At 33.8% G+C, this 21,677-nt stretch carries 21 protein-coding genes and 1 tRNA gene; 10 read left to right on the top strand and 12 right to left on the bottom strand.

Annotated elements, in window-relative coordinates:
- The first annotated feature begins 156 nt into the window (after positions 1-156).
- Both J7574_RS11565 and eptA read left to right on the top strand, forming a co-directional pair.
- Positions 157-1,008: a phosphatase PAP2 family protein gene (locus J7574_RS11565; RefSeq protein WP_290968263.1), complete on the top strand. Its 852-nt coding sequence runs from the start codon at positions 157-159 to the stop codon at positions 1,006-1,008.
- The gene (gene eptA / locus J7574_RS11560; protein WP_290968262.1) at positions 995-2,515 is read left to right on the top strand and encodes a phosphoethanolamine--lipid A transferase EptA; all 1,521 of its coding nucleotides are present in this window, start codon (positions 995-997) and stop codon (positions 2,513-2,515) included. Before J7574_RS11565 ends, eptA begins: the two co-directional genes overlap by 14 nt.
- A gap of 230 nt (positions 2,516-2,745) precedes the next feature.
- Here the strand turns inward: eptA and J7574_RS11555 are convergent, their stop codons facing one another.
- From J7574_RS11555 to J7574_RS11545, 3 genes are all read right to left on the bottom strand, one after another.
- The gene (locus J7574_RS11555) at positions 2,746-3,285 is read right to left on the bottom strand and encodes a GNAT family N-acetyltransferase (RefSeq protein ID WP_290968260.1); all 540 of its coding nucleotides are present in this window, start codon (positions 3,283-3,285) and stop codon (positions 2,746-2,748) included.
- A 184-nt stretch (positions 3,286-3,469) separates the two neighbouring features.
- Entirely contained in the window at positions 3,470-3,793 is a 324-nt protein-coding gene (locus J7574_RS11550; protein ID WP_290968258.1) for a nuclear transport factor 2 family protein, read from the bottom strand.
- Between the two features lie 20 nt (positions 3,794-3,813).
- Positions 3,814-4,596 carry an SDR family oxidoreductase gene (locus tag J7574_RS11545; RefSeq protein ID WP_290968256.1) on the bottom strand — a complete coding sequence of 261 codons (783 nt, stop codon included), beginning with the start codon at positions 4,594-4,596 and terminating at the stop codon, positions 3,814-3,816.
- 133 nt (positions 4,597-4,729) lie between these two features.
- Between J7574_RS11545 and J7574_RS11540 the strand changes: the two genes are divergently transcribed.
- Positions 4,730-5,095, top strand: coding sequence for a helix-turn-helix domain-containing protein (locus J7574_RS11540; protein ID WP_290968254.1), 366 nt, complete (start codon positions 4,730-4,732; stop codon positions 5,093-5,095).
- Between the two features lie 129 nt (positions 5,096-5,224).
- On the opposite strand, the gene J7574_RS11535 is transcribed toward J7574_RS11540, so the two are convergent.
- Positions 5,225-5,968, bottom strand: a complete 744-nt coding sequence (locus J7574_RS11535) for an SDR family oxidoreductase (RefSeq protein WP_290968252.1) — start codon at positions 5,966-5,968, stop codon at positions 5,225-5,227.
- A 105-nt stretch (positions 5,969-6,073) separates the two neighbouring features.
- Here J7574_RS11535 and J7574_RS11530 point away from each other — a divergent pair, with 105 nt between their 5' ends.
- Positions 6,074-6,421 carry a helix-turn-helix domain-containing protein gene (locus tag J7574_RS11530; protein ID WP_066034743.1) on the top strand — a complete coding sequence of 116 codons (348 nt, stop codon included), beginning with the start codon at positions 6,074-6,076 and terminating at the stop codon, positions 6,419-6,421.
- 122 nt (positions 6,422-6,543) lie between these two features.
- On the opposite strand, the gene J7574_RS11525 is transcribed toward J7574_RS11530, so the two are convergent.
- A complete protein-coding gene (locus J7574_RS11525; RefSeq protein WP_290968250.1) occupies positions 6,544-6,870 on the bottom strand; it encodes a helix-turn-helix domain-containing protein in 327 nt (108 codons plus the stop codon).
- A 202-nt stretch (positions 6,871-7,072) separates the two neighbouring features.
- On the opposite strand from J7574_RS11525, the gene J7574_RS11520 reads away from it, so the two are divergent.
- The 4 genes from J7574_RS11520 to J7574_RS11505 all read left to right on the top strand — a co-directional run bounded on the left by J7574_RS11520 (position 7,073) and on the right by J7574_RS11505 (position 13,114).
- Positions 7,073-7,762, top strand: a complete 690-nt coding sequence (locus J7574_RS11520) for an NIPSNAP family protein (protein WP_290968248.1) — start codon at positions 7,073-7,075, stop codon at positions 7,760-7,762.
- Positions 7,763-7,819: 57 nt separating this feature from the next.
- Positions 7,820-8,857 (top strand): saccharopine dehydrogenase NADP-binding domain-containing protein, encoded by a 1,038-nt coding sequence (locus J7574_RS11515; RefSeq protein WP_290968246.1) that lies wholly within the window; start codon positions 7,820-7,822, stop codon positions 8,855-8,857.
- 785 nt (positions 8,858-9,642) lie between these two features.
- Complete coding sequence (locus J7574_RS11510) at positions 9,643-11,154, top strand: family 43 glycosylhydrolase (RefSeq protein WP_290968245.1); 1,512 nt, start codon at positions 9,643-9,645, stop codon at positions 11,152-11,154.
- Positions 11,155-11,380: 226 nt separating this feature from the next.
- A complete protein-coding gene (locus J7574_RS11505) occupies positions 11,381-13,114 on the top strand; it encodes a beta-L-arabinofuranosidase domain-containing protein (protein ID WP_290968244.1) in 1,734 nt (577 codons plus the stop codon).
- Positions 13,115-13,252: 138 nt separating this feature from the next.
- On the opposite strand, the gene J7574_RS11500 is transcribed toward J7574_RS11505, so the two are convergent.
- Both J7574_RS11500 and J7574_RS11495 read right to left on the bottom strand, forming a co-directional pair.
- On the bottom strand, positions 13,253-14,173 hold the full coding sequence (locus J7574_RS11500; protein WP_290968242.1) for a hypothetical protein: 921 nt from the start codon (positions 14,171-14,173) through the stop codon (positions 13,253-13,255).
- Between the two features lie 482 nt (positions 14,174-14,655).
- Positions 14,656-14,729, bottom strand: a tRNA-Arg gene (locus J7574_RS11495).
- Between the two features lie 115 nt (positions 14,730-14,844).
- On the opposite strand from J7574_RS11495, the gene J7574_RS11490 reads away from it, so the two are divergent.
- Positions 14,845-15,357 (top strand): adenine phosphoribosyltransferase, encoded by a 513-nt coding sequence (locus J7574_RS11490; protein WP_290968241.1) that lies wholly within the window; start codon positions 14,845-14,847, stop codon positions 15,355-15,357.
- Here J7574_RS11490 and J7574_RS11485 read toward each other — a convergent pair whose 3' ends face one another.
- The 4 genes from J7574_RS11485 to J7574_RS11470 are packed head-to-tail and all read right to left on the bottom strand — an operon-like array spanning position 15,358 to position 17,835.
- The gene (locus J7574_RS11485) at positions 15,358-16,008 is read right to left on the bottom strand and encodes a response regulator transcription factor (RefSeq protein ID WP_290968240.1); all 651 of its coding nucleotides are present in this window, start codon (positions 16,006-16,008) and stop codon (positions 15,358-15,360) included.
- Positions 15,998-16,780 (bottom strand): ATP-binding protein, encoded by a 783-nt coding sequence (locus J7574_RS11480; protein WP_290968239.1) that lies wholly within the window; start codon positions 16,778-16,780, stop codon positions 15,998-16,000. The genes J7574_RS11485 and J7574_RS11480 overlap by 11 nt, the downstream gene beginning before the upstream one ends.
- A complete protein-coding gene (locus J7574_RS11475; RefSeq protein WP_290968237.1) occupies positions 16,753-17,400 on the bottom strand; it encodes a hypothetical protein in 648 nt (215 codons plus the stop codon). The genes J7574_RS11480 and J7574_RS11475 overlap by 28 nt, the downstream gene beginning before the upstream one ends.
- Before the next feature lie 6 nt (positions 17,401-17,406).
- The gene (locus tag J7574_RS11470) at positions 17,407-17,835 is read right to left on the bottom strand and encodes a hypothetical protein (RefSeq protein WP_290968235.1); all 429 of its coding nucleotides are present in this window, start codon (positions 17,833-17,835) and stop codon (positions 17,407-17,409) included.
- Positions 17,836-18,078: 243 nt separating this feature from the next.
- On the opposite strand from J7574_RS11470, the gene J7574_RS11465 reads away from it, so the two are divergent.
- On the top strand, positions 18,079-18,900 hold the full coding sequence (locus J7574_RS11465; RefSeq protein WP_290968234.1) for an N-acetylmuramidase family protein: 822 nt from the start codon (positions 18,079-18,081) through the stop codon (positions 18,898-18,900).
- Between the two features lie 250 nt (positions 18,901-19,150).
- Here the strand turns inward: J7574_RS11465 and pheT are convergent, their stop codons facing one another.
- Positions 19,151-21,571: a phenylalanine--tRNA ligase subunit beta gene (gene pheT / locus J7574_RS11460; protein ID WP_290968232.1), complete on the bottom strand. Its 2,421-nt coding sequence runs from the start codon at positions 21,569-21,571 to the stop codon at positions 19,151-19,153.
- Positions 21,572-21,677: the final 106 nt, after the last annotated feature.

Genomic DNA, 21,677 nt, shown 5'->3' with positions numbered 1-21,677 from the left:
TAGCCTAGTATTATTGGAGGTTTAAATTTTTATAAGAATAAGAAACTTGCTTGAGAAAATATTCAAAATGAATAGAAATTCTAAATTTCTTCAAAATTGACCAATTTCTTTACCTATTCCAAAAGCAAAATAATACTAAACATAAATGAAAACCTAATGAATGCACTTATTATCAGTAATTATGCAAGACTGAAACCTTTTCTATTTTTCCTTCCTATGTTTTTTCTAGCGGGAATTGTTCTGTTTTTATACAATCAAAATGCATTAACTGCAGATCAGTATGTGCAAATTCAAGAGAATGCTTTTTATGTTATAAATTATCATTTGGGACATTATCCAAGTTTTGAATATAATCTGACCCAATTAGGAGATGCTCTTGTTTTTTTATCGTTTTTGAGTGTTTTTGTTGTTTATGCTCCTAAATTATGGGAGGCATTAATTTCTGGCTTGCTAATTTCTCTTTTGATTTCTTGTCCGCTAAAAAAAATCTTTTTAGTGCCAAGGCCTGCGGCTTCGTTTAATAACGATACTTTTTTTATCGTTGGCAAAACATTGTCTGGGCACAATAGTTTGCCATCAGGACATTCTATTGTAATTTTTACGGTACTTACCGTTTTACTTTTTGCTTTTATGCCTTCAAATTTCAAAATGAAAATGGTTTGGTCTTTTGCTATTGTAATTGTAGGGTTGATTCTTGCCTTTACTAGAGTGGGTGTGGGAGCACATTATCCTCTTGATGTTGTTATAGGAGCAATTATGGGGTATATCTCTGGATTGCTGGGTATTTTTATAAGCCGAAAATATAGAATCTTTGCTTGGTTTAACAATAAAAAATTCTATCCAATATTCGTTATCTTGTTTCTTGTTAGCAGTATTTGCTTGGTCAAAAAAATAATTAAAGAAGATTTAATTATATTTTATGTAGCAATTATTAGTTTAGCCATTTCAATTTATAAAATTACTACCGTTTCGTTATATGAATTTAGCGCCATTTATGCCAAAAAGTAACTTAAAAATAACTCATTTCGTTTTATTAATGAGTTTTTTGAATTTTGTATTTTTTCATTTGCCTTTTTATAGCTACGTTTTTAATAATATCGATTATAAGAGCTTTAGTGGCATTATTTTGATTGTAAGTCTGGTAATTCTAATGTTGGTTTTAAATGCATTTGTTTTTTACCTGATGTTTTCGCTTTCCCGTTATGTGGGAAAATTTTTGTTGGTGCTGTTTTTTATAATCAACTCAGTTGCAGTCTATTTTGTTAATACGTATAGTGTTATAATAGATGAAAGCATGATTGGTAACGTGCTAAACACGAATTATGAAGAGTCTAGCAGTTTTTTCTCCATTAAATTAATCATCTATTTGGTTGTTCTTGGTATAATTCCGAGTATTTATATCATTAAAGCCAATGTAATAAAGGTTACCTTAAAGAAGTTCTTAACCCTTTCTTCTCTAACTTTATTGTTTATTGTTGTATTAGTATTTGCTAATGCAAGCAATTGGTTGTGGATTGATAAAAATTCAAAACAATTGGGTGGACTTGCGATGCCATGGTCTTATACAGTAAACACTTCACTTTTTTATATTCATAAATACAAAAAGAATGAAAAAGAAATTTTACTTCCAAATGCAACAATAAAAGACAATCAGAAATCGGTTGTAGTATTGGTGATTGGAGAATCTGCCAGAAGTGAGAATTTCTCTCTTTATGGCTATAAGAAAAACACGAATCCATTGCTCTCCCAAGTAAAGAATTTATATCATTTTAATGCCAATTCTTGCGCCACCTATACGACTGCCGGTGTAAAATGTATTCTGGAACACACCAGTTCAGATGAACTATATGAAACTCTGCCTAATTACCTTTACAGAAATAATGTTGAAGTTGTCTGGAGAACATCAAATTGGGGAGAACCTCCTGTACACATTGAGAAGTATCAAAATAGGGACGTTTTAAAGAAAGATTGTAAAGGTGAGGAATGCAATTATGACGAAGTACTTCTAAGAGGATTAAAAGAACAGATTTTGTCGAGCAAAAAAAATAAAGTTTTGATTGTGCTGCATACCAGTACAAGCCATGGGCCAACCTATAGCAAGAAATATCCACCCGCGTTCGAAACTTTTAAACCAGTTTGCAATAGTGTTGAATTGGGGAAATGTTCTAGAGAAGAACTTTTGAATGCCTATGATAATACTATTGTCTACACCGATTATATCCTGTCGAAGGTAATTGATGATCTAAAAGAATTAAAAGAGTATAAAAGTGCAATGATTTTTGTTTCAGATCATGGAGAATCTTTAGGAGAAAAAAATCTATACATGCATGGAGTTCCAATAAGTTTTGCACCTAAGGAACAATACGAAATTCCTTTTATAGTTTGGGTTTCTGAAAATTCAAAACAACTCAAGACGGCTAAAACAGTATCGCAAAACCATGTTTTCCATAGTGTTTTAAATTTTTTAAATATTGGAAGCCCTGTTTATGATGAACAGCTGAATATTTTTAAATAAAATAGGATTTCTAGGGAAGAAAATTTTTTATACTTAAATTAAGAAAAAAGCAAAGCCACTATACTTTAGTGGCTTTGCTTTTTATTTTATAGGTTTTAGAAAATTCAATCTAAAAAGAAAACGCCAATTGAGGACAATTTGTAATAATAATTTAAAAACCATTTTGTAGATGATTTGTTTGCAAATCTGGTGATAGAGATTCTCAGAGATTAAAAACGTATAATAAAAAACTAACTGGACTTTAAAATATAAGTAGTTATGTTTTTTACGTTTTCGTGTTTATTGTTGTATGGCTTTTCATCGAAAATAAAGCCTAACTTTTTTAATATAGACACAGAACCAATATTGTCTTCTGACGGAAAAGCCGTTATCAAGTCAGCTTTCATTGTATTAAAAGTAAACTCTATAACTGCTTTTAATGCTTCAGACATATAACCTTTAGATTGAAATTCAGAAAGAAGTTCATAACCTATCTCTACAATTTCGTTTTCAGTATCAAAATTCCAAAGACAAACTGAACCAAGAAACTTTTGATCCTTTTTTGATGTTATTGCCCAGTACAAGCATTCTTTTTTATTTATCAAATTATCCATCTTTAGGATATAAGCCTTTGCGTTTTCCAAAGTTGAAACATTGGCTCTTCCTACAAACGCATTTACTATAGGATCAGAATGGAGTTGATGAATAGCCTCGAAATCTTCTTCTTTTAAAGCTCTTAAAAGTAATCTGTCGGTTGTTAGTATAGGAATGCTTGTAAAGTTTAAATTCATGTTTTAGGATTAAAAGAAGTAAAAATCTTAACTATTAATAATCGATACTATTTTTGTAAAGTTAATGCTTTTTAATTTTACGATCTATTTCTAAGTTTTGATTATTACGCTTCAACGATACATCTAAATTGCTTACTTATATAAGTTAAAATCATAAAATCAATAAAAATGCGAATCATGTTTTTTATCCTGTTACTTTCAACTGCTGAATTTGTCCAGCAGTAATATCAAAATGAAATTTTAATGCAATAGGACTTCCTGGAAATGTGCCTGAACACTCAGCTGTTAAGATACTAGAGTTGCTATTTTCGATATAGTCAAGAGGTTTCATTGTTGATTTGTATTTTTCGTTTGATTCTTGAATCCAATTTTGAATATCAAGATTTCCGTTATGCGTTCTGCCTTCATCAAATACCACGGCGGTTTCAGAAAAACAATTGGCATAGGCAATGCTATCAAAGTTGTTTTGTGCATTAATTAAGTCTGTTATTACTTTCGGTAAGTTCATATTGTTACTTTTTAAGATTATTAAATTGTCGGTACTGTACCGCCATCGATTACAAATTCAGTTCCTGTTAAATAATTGGCTCTTGGCGAAACAAGAAAACCAACTAATTCAGCTACTTCTTCTGGTTCGGCAGGTCTGCCGTAAGGTATTCCGCCCAATGCATTCATAACACTTTGTTGAGCTTCTTCTACAGTGCTATTTGCGTTCCTTGCAATCTCACCCAGCCAAGCTATCGATGCTGTTGTATTGATCCATCCAGGCGAAACTGTCAGCACGCGAACACCTTTTGGCGTCACTTCATTTGATAAACTTTTGCTGTAATTGATCAATGCTGCTTTTGCAGCGGCATAAGGCAATGTCGAATCATATAGAGGCAATCTGCCTTGGATTGAAGCTATGTGAATAATAACACCACTTTTTTGATCTATCATTTGTGGTAAAAATCCTCTATCCAGTCGAACAGGAGCAAGTAGATTAGCCTGCAAGGTTGATACCCAGTCTTCATCTGTTAATGCGCTAAAGCCGCCGGCTGGCGTTGTGGACGAACCAAGGTTGTTCACAAGAATATCCAGTTTCCCGTAAGTCGACAGGACTTCGCTAACTACCTTTTGTGCCTCTTCTGGTTTGCTTAAATCCGAAGAAATAAAATGCAGATTGCTGTTTTTCTTTTCTGGTGCGTTTCGTGCGGTAATAATAACTGTTGCGCCAGCTTGTAACAGCCTTTCTGCGATTGCCTTTCCAGCTCCTTTTGTACTTCCTGTAACTAGAGCAATTTTGCCTGATAATTCATTTTGATAATCCATCGTATAGTATTTTAAGTTTCTTTGTACAAATTTCTGAAGTATGCAACTTCCTCACAAGTACGGAATTACGATTCAGATAGGGATAAATTTTTCCCCTATTGTATAAATAGGAACATAGGTTTACCTTTGTTATATGTATGAAAGAAAAACAATCCCGAACTTAAATTGTGGTCTTGATTTAATAGGCGAGGTGCTTTATGGCAAATGGAAAATACGTTTGCTTTGGTTTATCGATCAAGGGCATAAAAGACCAAGCGAATTGCAGCGTAAAATACCTGATGCTTCACGTAGGGTTTTAAATATTCAGCTCAAAGAATTAGAGGAACATGAATTGGTATCAAAGGTTATTTATCCTGTTTTGCCACCCAAAGTAGAATACAGTCTCACAGATTTTGGAAAAACACTAATTCCGGTAATTTCAGCGATAGGCAATTGGGGAGATGAGCATGAGGCGCGTTTACGGTCGGTTATTTTAAAAAGCTTACATTCAGATCAATGATGTATTATAGTTCATCATCAATTTTTATTTTGAAATTTGTATATGAAAAAAAGAGACAACTATTTGCTAGTTGTCTCTTTTAGTGACCTCAATCCGAGCGATCGGGTGATTTAGTAGCTTGTAATAAATTTATTTTAGAGCATAATTTATATAGCCACCATCTGCTAGCAACTCCGTTCCAGTAATAAAACTTGCATTATCTGAAGCAAGAAATAATACGGTTTTAGCGATCTCTGTAGGGTCGCCTAATCTTTGCATTGCAGTAGCATTGGCCAGAAATTCTTTAGCGTCTTCTGGTACAGCTTTATGAAGTCCCGGTGTAGAAACTGGGCCTGGACTTACAATATTGACACGAATTTTTCTTCCTGCTAATTCGTTTGCAGCGATTTGAGCAATTTTATTTAATGCTCCTTTTGTAGCCGAATAGACACTGCTTCCTAAGTTTGCTGCTGTTGCAACGGTCGACGAAGTAAAAATTACCGATGACCCTTCTGCTAGGTAAGGAAGTAATTTTTGAAGTGTGAAGAAATGACCTTTGACATTGGTATCAAACTGCGCATCAAAATCAGCCTCCGTTACCTCTTCTATAGAACTAAATGTTGCTATTCCTGCATTTAAAAAAAGAGTATCCAATTTATTTCCACTTTCTGCAAAAGCTTTTTCTAGTAGCGAAAGATCAGATAGATTTGCAGTATCAGCCACAATAGTTTTTAAATTGGGATTATTAATTTCCTCTGCTGCCTTTTTTAGATTTTCGCTGTTTCTTCCTGTGATCCAAACGTTAGCGCCTGATTTTATGAATTCTTTTGCTGTAGCTAATCCAATTCCTGTAGTTCCTCCTGTTATGAGAACATTTTTGTTCGTGAAATTCATTTTCTTATGCTTTTAAATTTATAGGGACAAAATTAACTCAGTTAAGTTTATTTTTGTTACTTTGTAACCAAAAGTAACAGTAACGTTTGAGAAACAAAGTAACTTATGAGTAACGAATGTCAGGTTGAGCACAAAAAAGAGATAATGGCTGTCCATGATACAATGGATATATTGAATGGAAAATGGAAAATTTCTATAATTTCATCGATCTGTTATCATAATAAGAGAAGATTTACCGATATTTTAAATGATGTAAATGGTATTTCTAATAAAATGTTAAGCAAGGAATTGAGGGATTTAGAAATAAATAAATTGATTAAACGCACAGTTCTAGATACTCAGCCGGTTACAATTCATTATCAGCTGACGGAGTATGGATTGACATTAAAAACGATCATAAACGATCTTGCAGAATGGGGAATAAAACACCGAAAAGTCATTATTGACGGTTAACAGATGAAAAACCAAAAAAAATCCCATCTCGTAAGAAATGGGATTTAAATTTTGATCCTTACTGCACAATTTACAAATCATTTTATGAATGATTTGAAGAAATTAGCTTTCTCAATGCTATTTTATATCAAAGCCATTTGTTTTTCAGCCCAAGCACTCATTTGGTTGATGAAAGGAATTAATTCAATACCCGTTTCAGACAAAGAATATTCAACTCGAGGCGGTACTTCGAGATAAACTTTTCTAAAAATCAATCCGTCAGCTTCTAATTCTTTTAAAGTCTGGGTAAGCATTTTTGGCGTGATTCCTTCAATTGTTTTTTTCAGTTGCCCATAGCGCAAGATGTCATCTTTTAGCGACCACAAAATTCGGCCTTTATATTTTCCTCCAATTCGCTGAAAAGCGTAATCAACTGGGCAATATGCTTTTACATTTATTTTTTTTGCCATTTTTTTTATTTTTAAAATACTGATTTTCAGTATTAGTATGGTTTTGGTATGTAGGATACTTTTTTGTACGTACTTGTGGTAAAGATATTATATTATTTTCTTTGTTAGAGGAATTATTAGCATTTTTATTAAACGGATTCTGATATTCACTTGTGATAGATTGTTTTTGATCCACTTTTAATCATTGTAAGAATTAAAAAATATGAAAAACGCTCAAGAATCAAATAATCAAGAAATTACGGTATTAGAACTTCGCAATTATTTATTGAAACCCGATACAGCAGAAGAGTTTAAAAAGTACTTCAATACTCATTTTGTTGCTCCAATGCATAATCTTGGCGGCTATACTTTGGGACAATTTAAAAGTGATGGATCAAATGATAGATTTGTCTGGTTTAGAGGTTTTAAGGATATGCAAACAAGAGTAAAATTTTTAAATGATTTTTATGTTGACAGTAAAACTTGGAAAGACTTTGGAAAAGGAGCCAATGAGATGATGATCAATTCAGACAACGTTTATTTGTTGCGTCCGCTTTTCGAAAGCATTTCTGCCAATTTCCTAGACACGAGCCATAAAATCGTTGAAGTGAACTTTTATACTTGCAACAGTACGCTGGATAAAGTAATTGCTCTTTTTAATACTGAATACGTGCCGTTTTTAGAAAGTATAGAGATCAAAAATACAACACTTTGGGTCAGTGAAATGCAGGAAAATGATTTTCCAAGACTTCCAGCTTTTCAGGACAAAAATCTTTTGGTTTCCATTACATCTTTTGAAAATGAAAAAGAGCATCAATTAAAACAAAAATTGATTAATGAAATGAGCAACCAACTGAAGCAATCGATGCAGCAATTAATCACGACACGAAATACTTTATTGCTTATTCAATAAACAAACTTTCAAATATTTAATAATCATCCGATAGGATGATGCCAAAAAATACAGTTTATGGAAAATACTATTGCAATTTATGGAGCATACGGACATACAGGAAAGTTTATTGTAGCAGAACTTTACAGGCAAGGTTATAGAAATTTGCTTCTCTCTGGAAGAGATTTAGAAAAATTGACTGCTTTGCTTCCGTTTTTTCCGGATTCAGAAATAAAAGTGGCAGACATCAATGATCCAAAGTCATTAGACGAAGCTTTTAAAGACACCAAAATTATTATAAATGCTGCTGGTCCATATTTAGATACTGCGACGCCTATAATTAAATCAGCTTTAAGATCAGGCAGCCATTATATTGATTTATCGGCAGAACAAAAAACAGTGTTGGATATTATTGAAGAATTTTCAGAAGAAGCTAAAAATAAAGAAATCTTAATCATTCCCGCAGCAGCCTTTTATGGTGGATTGGCTGATTTATTGGCGACTGAATTAACAAAAGAGTGGGAGCATACAGATGAAATCAATGTATATATTGGTCTGGATTCTTGGCATCCTACAAAAGGGACGAGATTGACAGGAGATCGAAATCATTACAAAAGATTAACGTTCAAAGACAATCGTTTAAAGGAACTTGAGCCAACGCCGCCCAAAGAATGGAATTTTAAAAAACCAATAGGCAACAAAGAAGTGGTAAGTCTGCCTCTTTCAGAAATCATTACGATTTCGAGCCATTTAAACGTGAATACGGTTAATACATATTTGAGTCAGAATTCTTTAGACGATCTGAGAAACAACAATACGCCAGAGCCAAAACCGACAGATGAAAAAAATAGATCTTCGCAACAATTTAGTCTTGAAGTCGTTGCCTTAAAAGATAATGAAGAAAGAAGAATTTCGGCTCAAGGCCAAGACATTTATGCTGTGACTGCTCCATTAGTTGTAGAGGCCGTGAACAGAATTTTATCTGGAAATGCAGCTTCAAAAGGTGTAAAAACACTAGGAGAAGCATTTGTAACGAGCGATTTTTTAAATTCCCTGCAGGAAGATGATATAAAAATTAATATAGTAGAGAAATCACACGTAAAAGATAGATCTTAGAATATGATTTCTTGCCATTGTAAGAAGATCTATCAAATGAGGAATTATAGAATAAAAAAAAGCTAAAACTTTCGTTTTAGCTTTTTTTTATTAGTGACCTCGACAGGTCAAATTTCAACATTTTTTATGGATGATTTGAAGAATTGGCTTACAACGTGTAGGAGCTGTCTTCTATTGGTTTTGCAAATTTGGTTTAGATGTCCTGTTGGGGATTGATTAATTAATCTACTAATTTTTCAAATTTTTCAGAAAATGTTATCGAGTCAAAACTCAAATATTTATTTCAAGATTTTGTAAAATGTTCGGCAGTTGTCTTTAAAGGTCACCATTTGGCTGAGCCGAACTGTACGAAACAAATATCAGCTACAATAAATAAATCAAAATAAAATTTATTTAAGTCATACGCCTATTTTCAGCCTCAATATAAAAGCTTCTTCACGGAAATGCGATGAAAATTTTTTGCCACTTTTATGAATATTGAGGCTTTCAGCGCCTAAGTCTCCTTAAATGCAAGTTATAATTCGTGGCAAATCTGAGACGGATACATCTTTATCGGGAACAAAAAGCAAGTAATGGTTTTGAGGAAGAAAAGCATATCAAACGGTTAAAATGCATAATTGCGACAATTAGATTAGTTTTTTGATACAAATGAGTACCCTAGCGAAAAGTAGTTTTAAGGAGATTTGCTTTTTCATCCCGTGATCATTCATTGAATAAATGTACAGCCTTTACAATAAATAAAAAAACAACAAAAACAGCATAAATAAAAAGTAACCACAAACAATATGAATAAAATTATAATAACAATTTTCCTTATCCACGTGAGCGTTTTTGCAAATGCTCAATATCAGACAAAACCTAATGAAAAAGGAAAAGACTACTATATGAATCCCATTTTTGCGGGAGATTATGCCGATCCGAGCATTTTGCGTGATGGCGATAATTATTACATGGTTCATTCTTCTTTCGAGTATTATCCGGGCTTATTGATCTGGCAATCAAAAGATTTGATCAACTGGACACCTGTTACCCATGCGTTACACAAGAACATAGGCAATGTATGGGCTCCCGATCTGGTGAAATACAAAAACAGGTTTTACATCTATTTTCCGGCAAATGGCACCAATTATGTGGTCTCTGCCGATTCTATTGACGGCAAATGGAGCGAGCCAATCGACTTAAAAACAGGAGGCATTGATCCTGGACACATTACAGACGAAAACGGAAAAAGGTATTTGTTTTTTAGCAGTGGGAGTTTTATTCCTTTGGCAGACGATGGACTTTCTGTGGCTGGTGAATCCAAGCATACCTACGATGGCTGGAAAATACCACGCCAATGGTCGATCGAGTGTTTTTGTATGGAAGGGCCAAAATTGGTAAAGAGGGGAGACTACTACTATCTTACCGTTGCTGAAGGAGGAACGGGAGGTCCGGCAACAGGTCATATGGTAATTTCCGCACGTTCAAAATCGCTTTTCGGGCCATGGGAAAATTCTCCTTATAACCCGATTATCAGAACCACTAAAGAATCTGAAAGATGGAAATCGAAAGGCCATGGCACTTTATTCGAGGATAGTAAAGGAAACTGGTGGATGATATTCCATGCTTATGAAAAGGATTTTTACAATAAAGGCCGCCAGACCCTGCTTTTGCCTGTGGAATGGACAAAAGATGGCTGGTACAAAATACCAGACGGAATAACGGAAGACAAACCCATCAAAAAACCAAACTTACCAGCATCTAAAAGCAGCTTTACGCTAAACGATAGTTTTGAAGGAAAAAGTTTAAAACCGCAATGGGAATTCTTTGGAGGAGCAGACAGTAATAGATTTGAATTAGGTAATAATAGTCTTTCCATTAATGGAAAAGGGGATTATGTGGGCAGCTCTTCCCCTTTGTTATGCATTCCGCTAGACCACTCCTATACTGCCGAAGTGGAGTTATTAATAGAAGGAAAAGCAACTGGAGGATTAGTCCTTTTTTACAACAGCGGCACTTTTTCGGGTATCCTTGCCAATAACGGGAACATACTGGCGAATTTACATGGATGGCAATTTGAAACAGAGAAAAATGTTATCGAAAAACATGTATTTCTTAGACTTAAAAACGTGAACAATACTGTAGATATGTATTACAGCACAGATGGTGATAAATGGAATAAAATTGAGAATTCACTGGAGGTTTCCGGTATGCATCATAATGTGCTGAGCGGATTTTTAAGTTTAAGAATTGGCCTTACGGCTATGGGAGAAGGTAAGGTAACGTTTAAGAATTTTAAATATCATCCGATAAATTAAAAATAAGACGATGTTAAATGAGTTTTTACCAACATTTGAAAACAATTTAAGAGCTGTAAATTTTATATTGACAGGTCCAATATTTTGATTTCTAATATTCAAATTTAACATGAAAGATGAAATAAAATATATTAGCTTGGTTTTACTTGTTTGTCAGACCATTTTTGGACAAGCATTTCTTGATAAGCCCCAACAACCCATTGCATTTTTGAATAGGGATGTTGTTATGTCTGAATCCTGGATAAAACAGCGGGAGACCGTTAATACAAAGTATATTTATCAGTTCGATGCCGATCGGCTTCTGCACAATTTTAGAATAAATGCCGGAATTGAATCGAAAGCGAAACCGCTTGAAGGCTGGGAGTCGCTTACTGTGGGATTACGCGGACATTTTGTAGGCCATTATCTGTCGGCTTGCGCTATTTTGATTGAAAAGACAGGTGATACTCTGCTTCAAAAACGTGTGGAATATATGGTTGATGCGCTTGAAGAGTGTCAGCAAAAACTTGGCGGCAGCTATCTGAGCGCATTCCCCGAAAAAGATTTCACGCAATTGGAAACACAATTTAGCGGAGTTTGGGCGCCATACTATACCTTTCATAAAATAATGCAGGGAATGCTCGATGTCTATCAGCATACAGGAAATAAAAAAGCCTATGGCATAGCTGTTAATATGGCCGCTTATGTAAAAGAGAGGATGGATAAACTTTCGCCTGAAACTATTGAAAAAATGCTGTATACTCCTCAGGCAAATCCGGCAAATGAGGCAGGTGGGATGAATGACGTATTGCAGAATTTATTTGAAATTTCCAAAGACTCCACCCATTACAGACTGGCTTGTCTTTTTGACCGCAAATGGTTCAGCCAGCCATTGTACGAAGGGACAGATATTCTATCGGGTTTGCATTCTAATACTCATTTGCCTTTGATAATCGGATTTGCCAAAAGGTATGATAATACATGGGACAGCTATTATCGCGATGTTGTTTCCCATTTTTGGGATATGCTGGAACATCATCATTCTTATGTGAATGGCTCTAGCAGCGGTCCCAGACCTATTGCTACAACTCCAACTGCCCAGACATCTGAACATTGGGGAAAACCTGATTGTTTAAGTACTACTCTTACTGATAAAACATCTGAATCATGCGTTTCGCATAATACTCAAAAAATCACAAATGCTTTATTTCGCTGGACTGCCCAACCCGAGTATGCAGATGTGTATATGAATACGCTATATAATTCTGTTTTTGCGCTACAAAATCCCGAAACGGGATGTAATGTTTATTCTTTGCCGCTGGGTTCTCCTAATAAGAAGAGTTTTGCCAGCCCTAATGAGTTTTTTTGCTGCAACGGAACAACTATTGAAGCTTTTGCAAACTTAAATGAGGCTATTTATTTCCATAACAAAAATAACCTTTGGGTCAATCTTTATATTCCTTCGACTGTCAAATGGAAATCTAAAGGAATTACTTTGTCACAATCGTCCAATTTTCCAGATAATCCTGTTGTAAAATTTAACATAACGGCTAATAAAACGACCCCATTTGCATTGAAATTATTTATGCCATCCTGGGCTGACGAACAAACACAAGTTTTGGTAAACGGAAAGCCCATTACAGCTAGTGTAATTCCGATGTCTTATTTTATTATTGATAGAAAGTGGAAAAATGGCGATAACATAGAAATACGTTTTAATTATCATTTTAATTTAAAAAAAATGCCCGATAATCCGAATGTAGTTGCATTGTTTTATGGGCCGGTTTTATTAGCATTTCAAGTAAATGAAGAAACAATATTAAAAGGAAATGAGTCAGATATTTTGAAAAACATCTCTAAACAAGAGAATTCTATGTCATTCATCTTAAAAAATAATAGGAAAGAATATGCGCTTATGCCTTTTTACAAGGTAACTAATGAGTCATATGGCGTGTATGCGACTATCCGAAATGAGTATTAGAGATTATTTTGCATTCCTAAATGCAAAGCAGTTTAAAAATAAATTATAAATGTGTACTCAACGAGTATTTAATTTCAAATCTATTTTTGCCACAAAATTTAATCTAGTAATTCGTTAACAAATTAAAGTTGCTTGCAATTAAATTGCATTTAGTCTTATAGCTAAACTTTTTAAATCTTGTTCGAGAGATCGAATGGTGGCTTGCAGCTCATTTAGCATATTAGCTCTGGAGTATAAGTCATCTGCGGTGTAAATTCCGCCATCATAAAAGAAAAGTTTTTCGGATTCAGCATCTATTGTTCCATCAAAATTGTATTGAAGCCATCTGTTTTTAATGCTTTCCTGCAGATCAATTTTTTGCGAATTGCTAAATTGTTTTTCGTTTAGTATCGCCCATATAGAGTTGGGATACATACCGTTGGAATTGTCATTGAACCAAATATTTCGCAGTAGATTTCTTTGAAGTTTTAAGTTGATTTTTTTTCCTCTTGGCGAAATAGTCATCGCTCCTAATCCGGCACTCAGCAATCCGCCGCTCACAGCAACTATATTGCTTGAATTATTATTTTTTATTAAAACAGTTGCGACCGTTGTAAGGGCGCCTATTGTAACTGAAGCTACAGTAAGATTTTTAGTTTTTTTGTTATTGATGCCGTTAACATAATCGGCTAATTTGTTTATTCGTTCACCATTACAGTCTAATTCAGAAGCAAGCGCATTTATTTCAACGCTGGTAAGAATTAACCGGTCTGTAATTTTTTGTTTTAATGCCAGTCTTTTTAAAGTGTCCTTTTTTATTTGAAGATATTCTGCCAGATAAGTTTCAATGCCAATAGCATTACTGATTAAGATATCATGCTGGGATAGGTTAGCATTTAATATGCTGTCTTGTTTTGGCAATTTATTTTGAGAGATTTCGAGCTTAGAATAATCGTATTCAATTGTAGGCTGGCAATAATTGCTTGTCAGATAATCAATTTTTGGACTATTTAAAATAGTAGAACAAGAACAAACAAGAGCGGCTGTTAGAAATGCAATAAAAATTTTTAGTTGTTTCATGTTGGCTTTATTTTAACTTTAAAAATACAAATTAACTTTTTACCGCCATCAGTAACACAAATAAAAGGGCTTATTTAAAACATGGTAGTGAATTTCATTTTTTTTTAGGAAAAAGTCTAAATCAAAATTTAATTTTATTGGATGTTCTCCAAATTCTAGAAGAAAATAGTTTATAAATAGGTTCAAAAAAAAGTAAAGCATTAAGTCTTACCGGGAATCAATAATTATGAATTTCCGTTTAAAGCATTTTTCTTAGGCCGTTGCTTATCCTCTTGCTGTTCGAATCCTGTCAAGTTATTAAAAGCAAAGCTTAAATAATGCTATTCTTATCTAAATATTTTCTTTTTTATTTGTTTTTTGTTGTGAGAGTGGTTCTAAAAAAAAGAAATAAAAACAAAAATGATTCAAAGTTAACTTACCCAATAGTATTGTAAATGAGAAAAGGCGCCAATTGTCTTCAATTGGCGCCTTTTGGCTTTTTGTGACCTCGACTGGATTCAAACCAGTAACCTTCTGAGCCGTAATCAGATGCGCTATTCAGTTGCGCCACGAGGCCTTTTTTTTTATCAATTAGCTAATTTTTTGTAGCTTTGTTGATTGCTTATTGCGGGTGCAAAGATAGACATAAATGTGAGATAAACAAGGAAAAAATAACAGAAAATTAAAAAAAAATGAAGTTTGAAAATTATATACGTGATATTCAGGGATTTCCAAAAGAAGGAATTTTATTTAAAGATATCACACCTTTGCTAATTAACCCTGAAGCGCGAACAAATTGCCTCAGAATTCTAGTTGACTCTTTAAATGGACAAAAAATTGACAAGGTTGTGGGAGCCGAATCTCGTGGTTTTTTCTTCGGAATGTTGTTGGCTCAAGAATTAAATGTGGGATTTGTGCCTGTGAGAAAACCGAAAAAACTTCCTTTTGATACGATTTCTGCTTCTTATGAATTAGAATATGGCTCTGACAGCTTAGAAATGCATATCGATGCCATAAAAAAAGGAGATCGTGTTTTAATTCACGACGATGTATTGGCAACTGGCGGAACCGCAAAAGCAGTTTGCGAATTGGTCGAGAAATTGGGTGGCGAAATTGTACAGTGCAATTTCTTAATGGAACTGACTTTCCTTAACGGAAGAGAAAAAATTGCAGCATATCCCGTTTTTGCGGCATTAACTTATTAGTTAAACAAAAACAATTTTATGCTTAATGGCATAAAGCACTAGTCCGATTCGGGTTTTTATTTCCAGTTTGTCAAAAAGCGATTCTCTATAGCCGTCAATGGTTTTGGGACTTAAGCACATTTCTGATGCGATTTCTTTATAAGTCATTTCTGTGCAGGCATGTTTGATAAAAACAATCTCTTTTTCTTTTAAACTAATTTTCTTGTTATCGCTATTGACTTTATTAATTAGCATTTCAGAAACGAGTTCGGTAAAATAAAAGCCCTTTTCGATGACGCATTCAATGGCTTCTTTAAAAATATCAGGGGAAGTATCTTTCAGCAGATAGCCTTTCGCACCATTGGTTATCATTTTAATGATAATTTCTTCATCGTCATTAACAGATAAAGCAATTACCTTCAAATCAGGTCTATTCTCTTTGAGCCATTTCATGGTACTTAATCCGTCAAGAACTGGCATATTAACATCAAGTAAAATAAGATCAATTTCAGTAGGATTATTTTCTTCAAGATAGTCTATAAAGACTTTTCCGTTTTCAAAACGTTCTGTAACTTCGTAATCTCCAAAACTCTTAATCAGCAGTTCAAGAGATTGCGAAAAAAGCAAATGATCGTCTACAATTATTATTTTTCTTTTAGAGTTAGTTTTCATGGTCTTGGGTTAAAGGGTATTCGATAGTTACACTGGTTCCAGGAGTCTCAGAATTTATTGTCAACTTAGCGCCAATAAGTTTGGCTCTTAACTTCATATTGTTTAATCCGATTCCTGAATTTGATTTTTTGAGATCGTAGCCAATTCCGAAATCTTTTAACTGTAATGTAAAAAGAGAATCGGTGGTTATGATATGCACATCAAATAAATCGCTTCTGGAGTGTTTTAAGCTGTTGTGAAGCGCTTCTTGAAAAATTCGATAAATAATCAGCTCGTGCTCTTTATTTATTGCTGGTACGGGACCAATTTGGTTAAAATTGAATTTGATTTTTTTAAGTTTTTTAATCCTTTCTAAATCCTGCTGAATCGCTTCGAGAAAGTTGTTTTGAAGGAGATTGTCTTTGTTTATAATTCTTGACAGAATACGTAGTTCGTCTAAAGATTTTGCCAGAACAGCTTTTAGGTCTTTCAGTTCTTCTATCTCAACATTTTTACTGCCAATAAAGATGTTAAGCTGCATAATCGCAACAGAAATTATCTGTCCGATATTGTCGTGCAATTCTTTACTGATTTCAGATAAAGTCTGGTCTTTTATTTCAATCCTAGTTTTTACTAATTCTGATTGAAAATACAAATCGGCTTCCATTTTTTCTACCAGAAATTTGTTCTTTTTCTTTAAAAAATAGAAGAAAATAACAAGCAGAATAACGACTAAGGTAAAGAAAACAATACCTAGGGAAATAACTAATAGTTGTATTTCTTTTCGCTCCATAGAAATCCGATTATAAAACAGCTATGCGCCAGAAAATTTAAAATGAACACCACCAAACTAAAGATAGAGTCGTCATGTTTGATTAAAAACCAATTGATAGCCAGCATAAAAGGTGTAAAAGGAACATGAAAAACAAGTATGCCGAGAATGTACCAGAAAAATACTGATTTTTTGAAATTGAGTATTTTTTCTGAATTAAAAATCTCAATCAGATACAGGCAGGATAATATTAAAATTAATAATACACCAATTGCAAAACTATAGGTAAAGGAACGGTTAATCTCGTCTTTGAAATATAAAATATTCAAGAAAAAAGACACAATAAACAAAATTAAAAATAGAACAGCCGAAATTCTATGATCTTTTTTGGTAAGAAGGGCTCTTAGAAGTAAAATATAGGCAGAGAAACTGGCAAACATATAAAAGTTGTAAACGTGAAAATTGAGCAAACCCGTCCATTGGGTAAAATAATAGCCTACAATTTCTATTACAACTGAAAACCAGATTAAAATTACTAAAAATTTAGCTTTAAAACCAGGAAGTTTTGGCAGCGCAAACAAACCAATAGTTCCTGACAATAAAGCCATATAGATGATATAAGATCTTAAAAATTCGAACATATTTTTTTAGTATATTAAGCTTGGCGGTCTTCCGATGTTTCCGTAGTTCATTGGATCAAGGCTGTCAATATCTGAAGAAGCTTCTTGCATTAAAGAAAAACTTTGAACTTTAGTATTGTTGTTTGCTGCTTTTTTGCCCGTAGGAACTAGAAATAAGGTAGTTAAGCCAGCTTTTTCTCCATGCACTTCATCATCTGGATAAACCCCAAAATAAAAACGGATTCCATCAACATTGTAACCGTCATTTGCGCCATTAGTTTTTATATAATGAATGTAATTTTCTAATTCTTCCAGAGAATACCAAATAGCATTAGCATCTTCTTTTTCGTCTTTAAGAGCTCTAAGTGATGCTTTTTTATTGTTGTAATTCACATTTAATTGTCTAGCAAATTCTTTAGTGATTAACTGACTCGGTTTTGCGGGTGGATTTTTCATAGTTATTTATTGTTAATTGGTTAAATGTTTAGTTAACAGTTTTTTGAGTTATTTACAAGGCAAAATTATCTTAAAAGAAAAATTGCGTCAAGGGGAAATATACCCTTTTTTGATTCGTAAAATTATTTAAAAAAAATGGGGTAAAGCATTGTAACATAATATTTTATAAAAATGTAAATTTATATCATCAGTTTTGGGCTACAAAACAGACAGTCAGAAGTGTAATCAATTAAATAGAGAATAATGAGAACGATAAAAGCTGGCGCAAAATCTCCAGAAGTGTATTACTTAAATGAGCTTTTGTCCAAATTGAATTACAAGGTGGTTGTTTCCGATTATTTTGGGACAGAGACAGATAAGGCGATTAAAGATTTTCAGCTAAAGAATAATCTTGTGGTAGATGGAGTAGTGGGGCTTAAAACATGGTCGACACTTTTGGCAAAAAGCGAGAATAACTTTTCTGCAAACAGCAAACTGTTATCAGAACAGGATTTAATCGATTTTTCAAATCAGTTTAATTTAGAACTTGCCATTGTAAAAGCGGTAAATGAAGTAGAGAGCAATGGGAAAGGCTTTTTGATTGATGGGCGTCCGAAGATTTTGTTTGAAGGACATATTTTTTGGAGCGAATTGAAGAAAAGAGGTATTGATCCTAGAATTTATGTCAACCCCAATACACAAGATATTTTATTTGAGAATTATACTAAAAAATATTATGTTGGAGGAACTGGCGAATACACGCGTTTACAAAAGGCGATAAATCTTGGCTCTGATAAAAAAATAGCCGATGCCGCAAATAGCGCGACTTCTTGGGGACTTTTTCAAATTATGGGCTTTAATGCAACCTCTATTGGCTATAGCAGTATTGACGAATATGTCGAAAAAATGAAACTGAATGAAGGCGAACACTTAAAAGCTTTTGGCTTGTTTCTAAAAAAGAACAACTTGATCGGACTTCTTCGAAATAAAAATTGGGCTGCGTTTGCTTTAAAATACAACGGACCAGCATACAAAACCAACAAATACGATGAAAAACTAGCAAGAGCTTACGCGAAATATGCTTGATGTTTGGTTGGGTTTCAAGTTTGAAGTTTCAAGTTTGAAGTTTCAGGTTTCAAGTTTCAGGTTTCAAGTTTGAAGTTTGAAGTTTGAAGTTTGAAGTTTGAAGTTATTTGGTAAGTATCTTTTTTTACATATCGTATTAAAGTTCTTTAAGAACTTGAAACCTGCAACTTGAAACAAAAAACAACAAAAAAGCAACAAAAAGAAAACCCGACAAGATTATTGTCGGGTTTTGTATTATATAAGAAAGAAATTATCTTAAAGTTGCTCCAAGTTCAGTTTCAAAAGTCTGCTGTAATTTAGACATGATTTTATCAATCTGAGCATCGGTTAAAGTTTTAGTATTGTCTTGAATAGTAAAACTCAAAGCGTATGATTTTTTTCCTTCTGGCAATTTGCTTCCTTGATACACATCAAAAAGATTAATATCTTTTAAGAGTGCTTTTTCGGTTTGTTTTGCCAAGTTGAAAATACTTTCGTAAGTCGTTTTTTCATCAATTAATAAAGCTAAATCACGACGAACTTCTGGATATTTTGGAATTTCAGTGTATTTAATTTTTCCTGTAATGATTTTTAAAACCAAATCCCAGTTAAAATCTGCGTAATAAACGTCTTGTTTAATGCCGAAATGCTTCAAAATGGGCTTCTTAACAACTCCCATTTCAACTAAAATATCATTATTGTAAGTAATGGCAGTTCCTTCAGAATAAATGTCTGATTGAACAGGAGCATTCGAGATCTTTTCAATTCCCAAACGAGATAAAATCGCTTTTACATATCCTTTCAACAAGAAGAAATCTGTTGTTTTTTGCGAACTTGTCCAGCTTTCTTTGTTTCTGTTTCCAGAGATTAACAAAGAAAGGTGTTTGTGCTCTTCGTATCCATTTAAATATTTATGATATGTTTTTCCGAATTCAAATAATTTTAAATCCGAATTTTTTCTATTGATATTATAAGAAACCGCTTCTAAACCAGAGAACAATAAAGATTGGCGAAGTGTAGCTAAATCACTGCTCAACGGATTCAGCATGGAAACATTATGTTCTTCTTTTAACGAAGCCGATAATTTCGCATAAGCTGCTGTCGTCAATGAATTGGCCATCATTTCGTGAAATCCTTGAGAATTCAGCTGAGAAGCAATTACATTCTGTACTTTATAGTCTTCTGTTCTTGGAGAATTCGCAACTGTAGCATTAAATTTCTTAGAGAAATTAATGTTGTTATAGCCGTAAACTCTCAAAATTTCTTCGATTACGTCAATTTCACGCTGAACGTCTACGCGGTACGCAGGAATAGTTAAACCTAAACCAGTATCAGAAACGCTATTAACTTTAATATCCAAAGAAACCAATATTTTTTTGATGGTGTCTTTTGGAATCTCTTGTCCGATTATTTTATATACATGACTGAAATTCAATAAAACAGAAAAATCTTCTACTTTTTTAGGATACACTTCTACAACATCAGAAGTGATTTTTCCGCCAGCAACTTCTTGAATTAAAAGAGCGGCACGTTTTAAAGCATATTCTGTAATCGTTGGGTCAATTCCTCTTTCAAATCTAAAAGAAGCATCTGTGCTCAACTGATGTCTTTTGGCTGTTTTACGAATGCTTACTGGATCAAAATAAGCGCTTTCTAAGAAAATAGAAGTCGTTCCTTCTGTAACTCCAGATTTTTTTCCTCCGAAAACCCCAGCAATACAAAGTGGACCTTTTTCGTCACAAATCATTAAATCTTCTTTGTGAAGCGTTCTTTCAACATCGTCTAGAGTAACAAATTTAGTTCCTTCTTCAACTGTTTTTACAATCACTTTTCCGTTGATTTTCGCAGCGTCAAAAGCATGCAAAGGCTGTCCTAACTCATGTAATACATAATTAGTAACGTCAACAATATTATTTTTTGGAGTTAATCCAATAGCTTTTAAACGGTCTTGCAGCCAGCTTGGAGATTCGTGTACAGAAATTCCAGAAATAGTAACCCCACAATATCTTGGCGCTAAATGAGAATCTTCAACATTTACGTCAATTTTAAGCGTGCGCATGTCTACTCTAAAATTGCTTACAGAAGGCGTAATCAATTCTACGTTTACGCCGCGTTGCAGCATTCCTGCTCTTAAATCGCGAGCAGTACCAAAATGGCTCATCGCATCGGCACGGTTTGGCGTCAATCCGATTTCAAAAACCTCGTCATTGGCAATTTGGAAAACTTCAGATGCGGGAGTTCCAGGAACTAAATCTTCAGCCAAAACCATAATTCCATCATGGCTTTTTCCAAGGCCCAATTCATCTTCGGCACAGATCATTCCGTGACTTTCCTGTCCGCGGATTTTTCCTTTTTTAATAGTAAATTCAGCACCCTCTTTATCGTATAAAACGGTTCCGATTGTCGCAACTGGCACTTTTTGTCCTGCAGCTACGTTTGCTGCACCGCAAACAATCTGGATAGGAGCCTCTAAACCAACATCAACTGTAGTAACTCTCAATCTATCAGCATCAGGATGTTTTTCGCAAGTTAGAACGTGTCCAACAACAACACCTGCTAAACCACCTTTAATTGATTCGTATTTTTCGACAACTTCTACTTCTAAACCTAAATCTGTTAGTAATTCAGAAGTCTGCTCAGATGTCCAATCTGTTTTAATAAATTGTTTTAACCAGTTGTAAGATATTTTCATTGTAGTTATTTAATTCTTGAATAAGGTTACAAATATAAGGATTGCGCTTTGGAGTAAGAAAAAATTGAGTAGTTTTTTCTAGTTGTTTTTTATTGCAAAGAAAATG

Source organism: Flavobacterium sp. (assembly GCF_017744675.1).
Classification (GTDB): Bacteria; Bacteroidota; Bacteroidia; order Flavobacteriales; family Flavobacteriaceae; genus Flavobacterium.
Note: the sequence above shows the minus strand (reverse complement) of the source record. Positions and strands in the feature narration are given on the sequence as shown.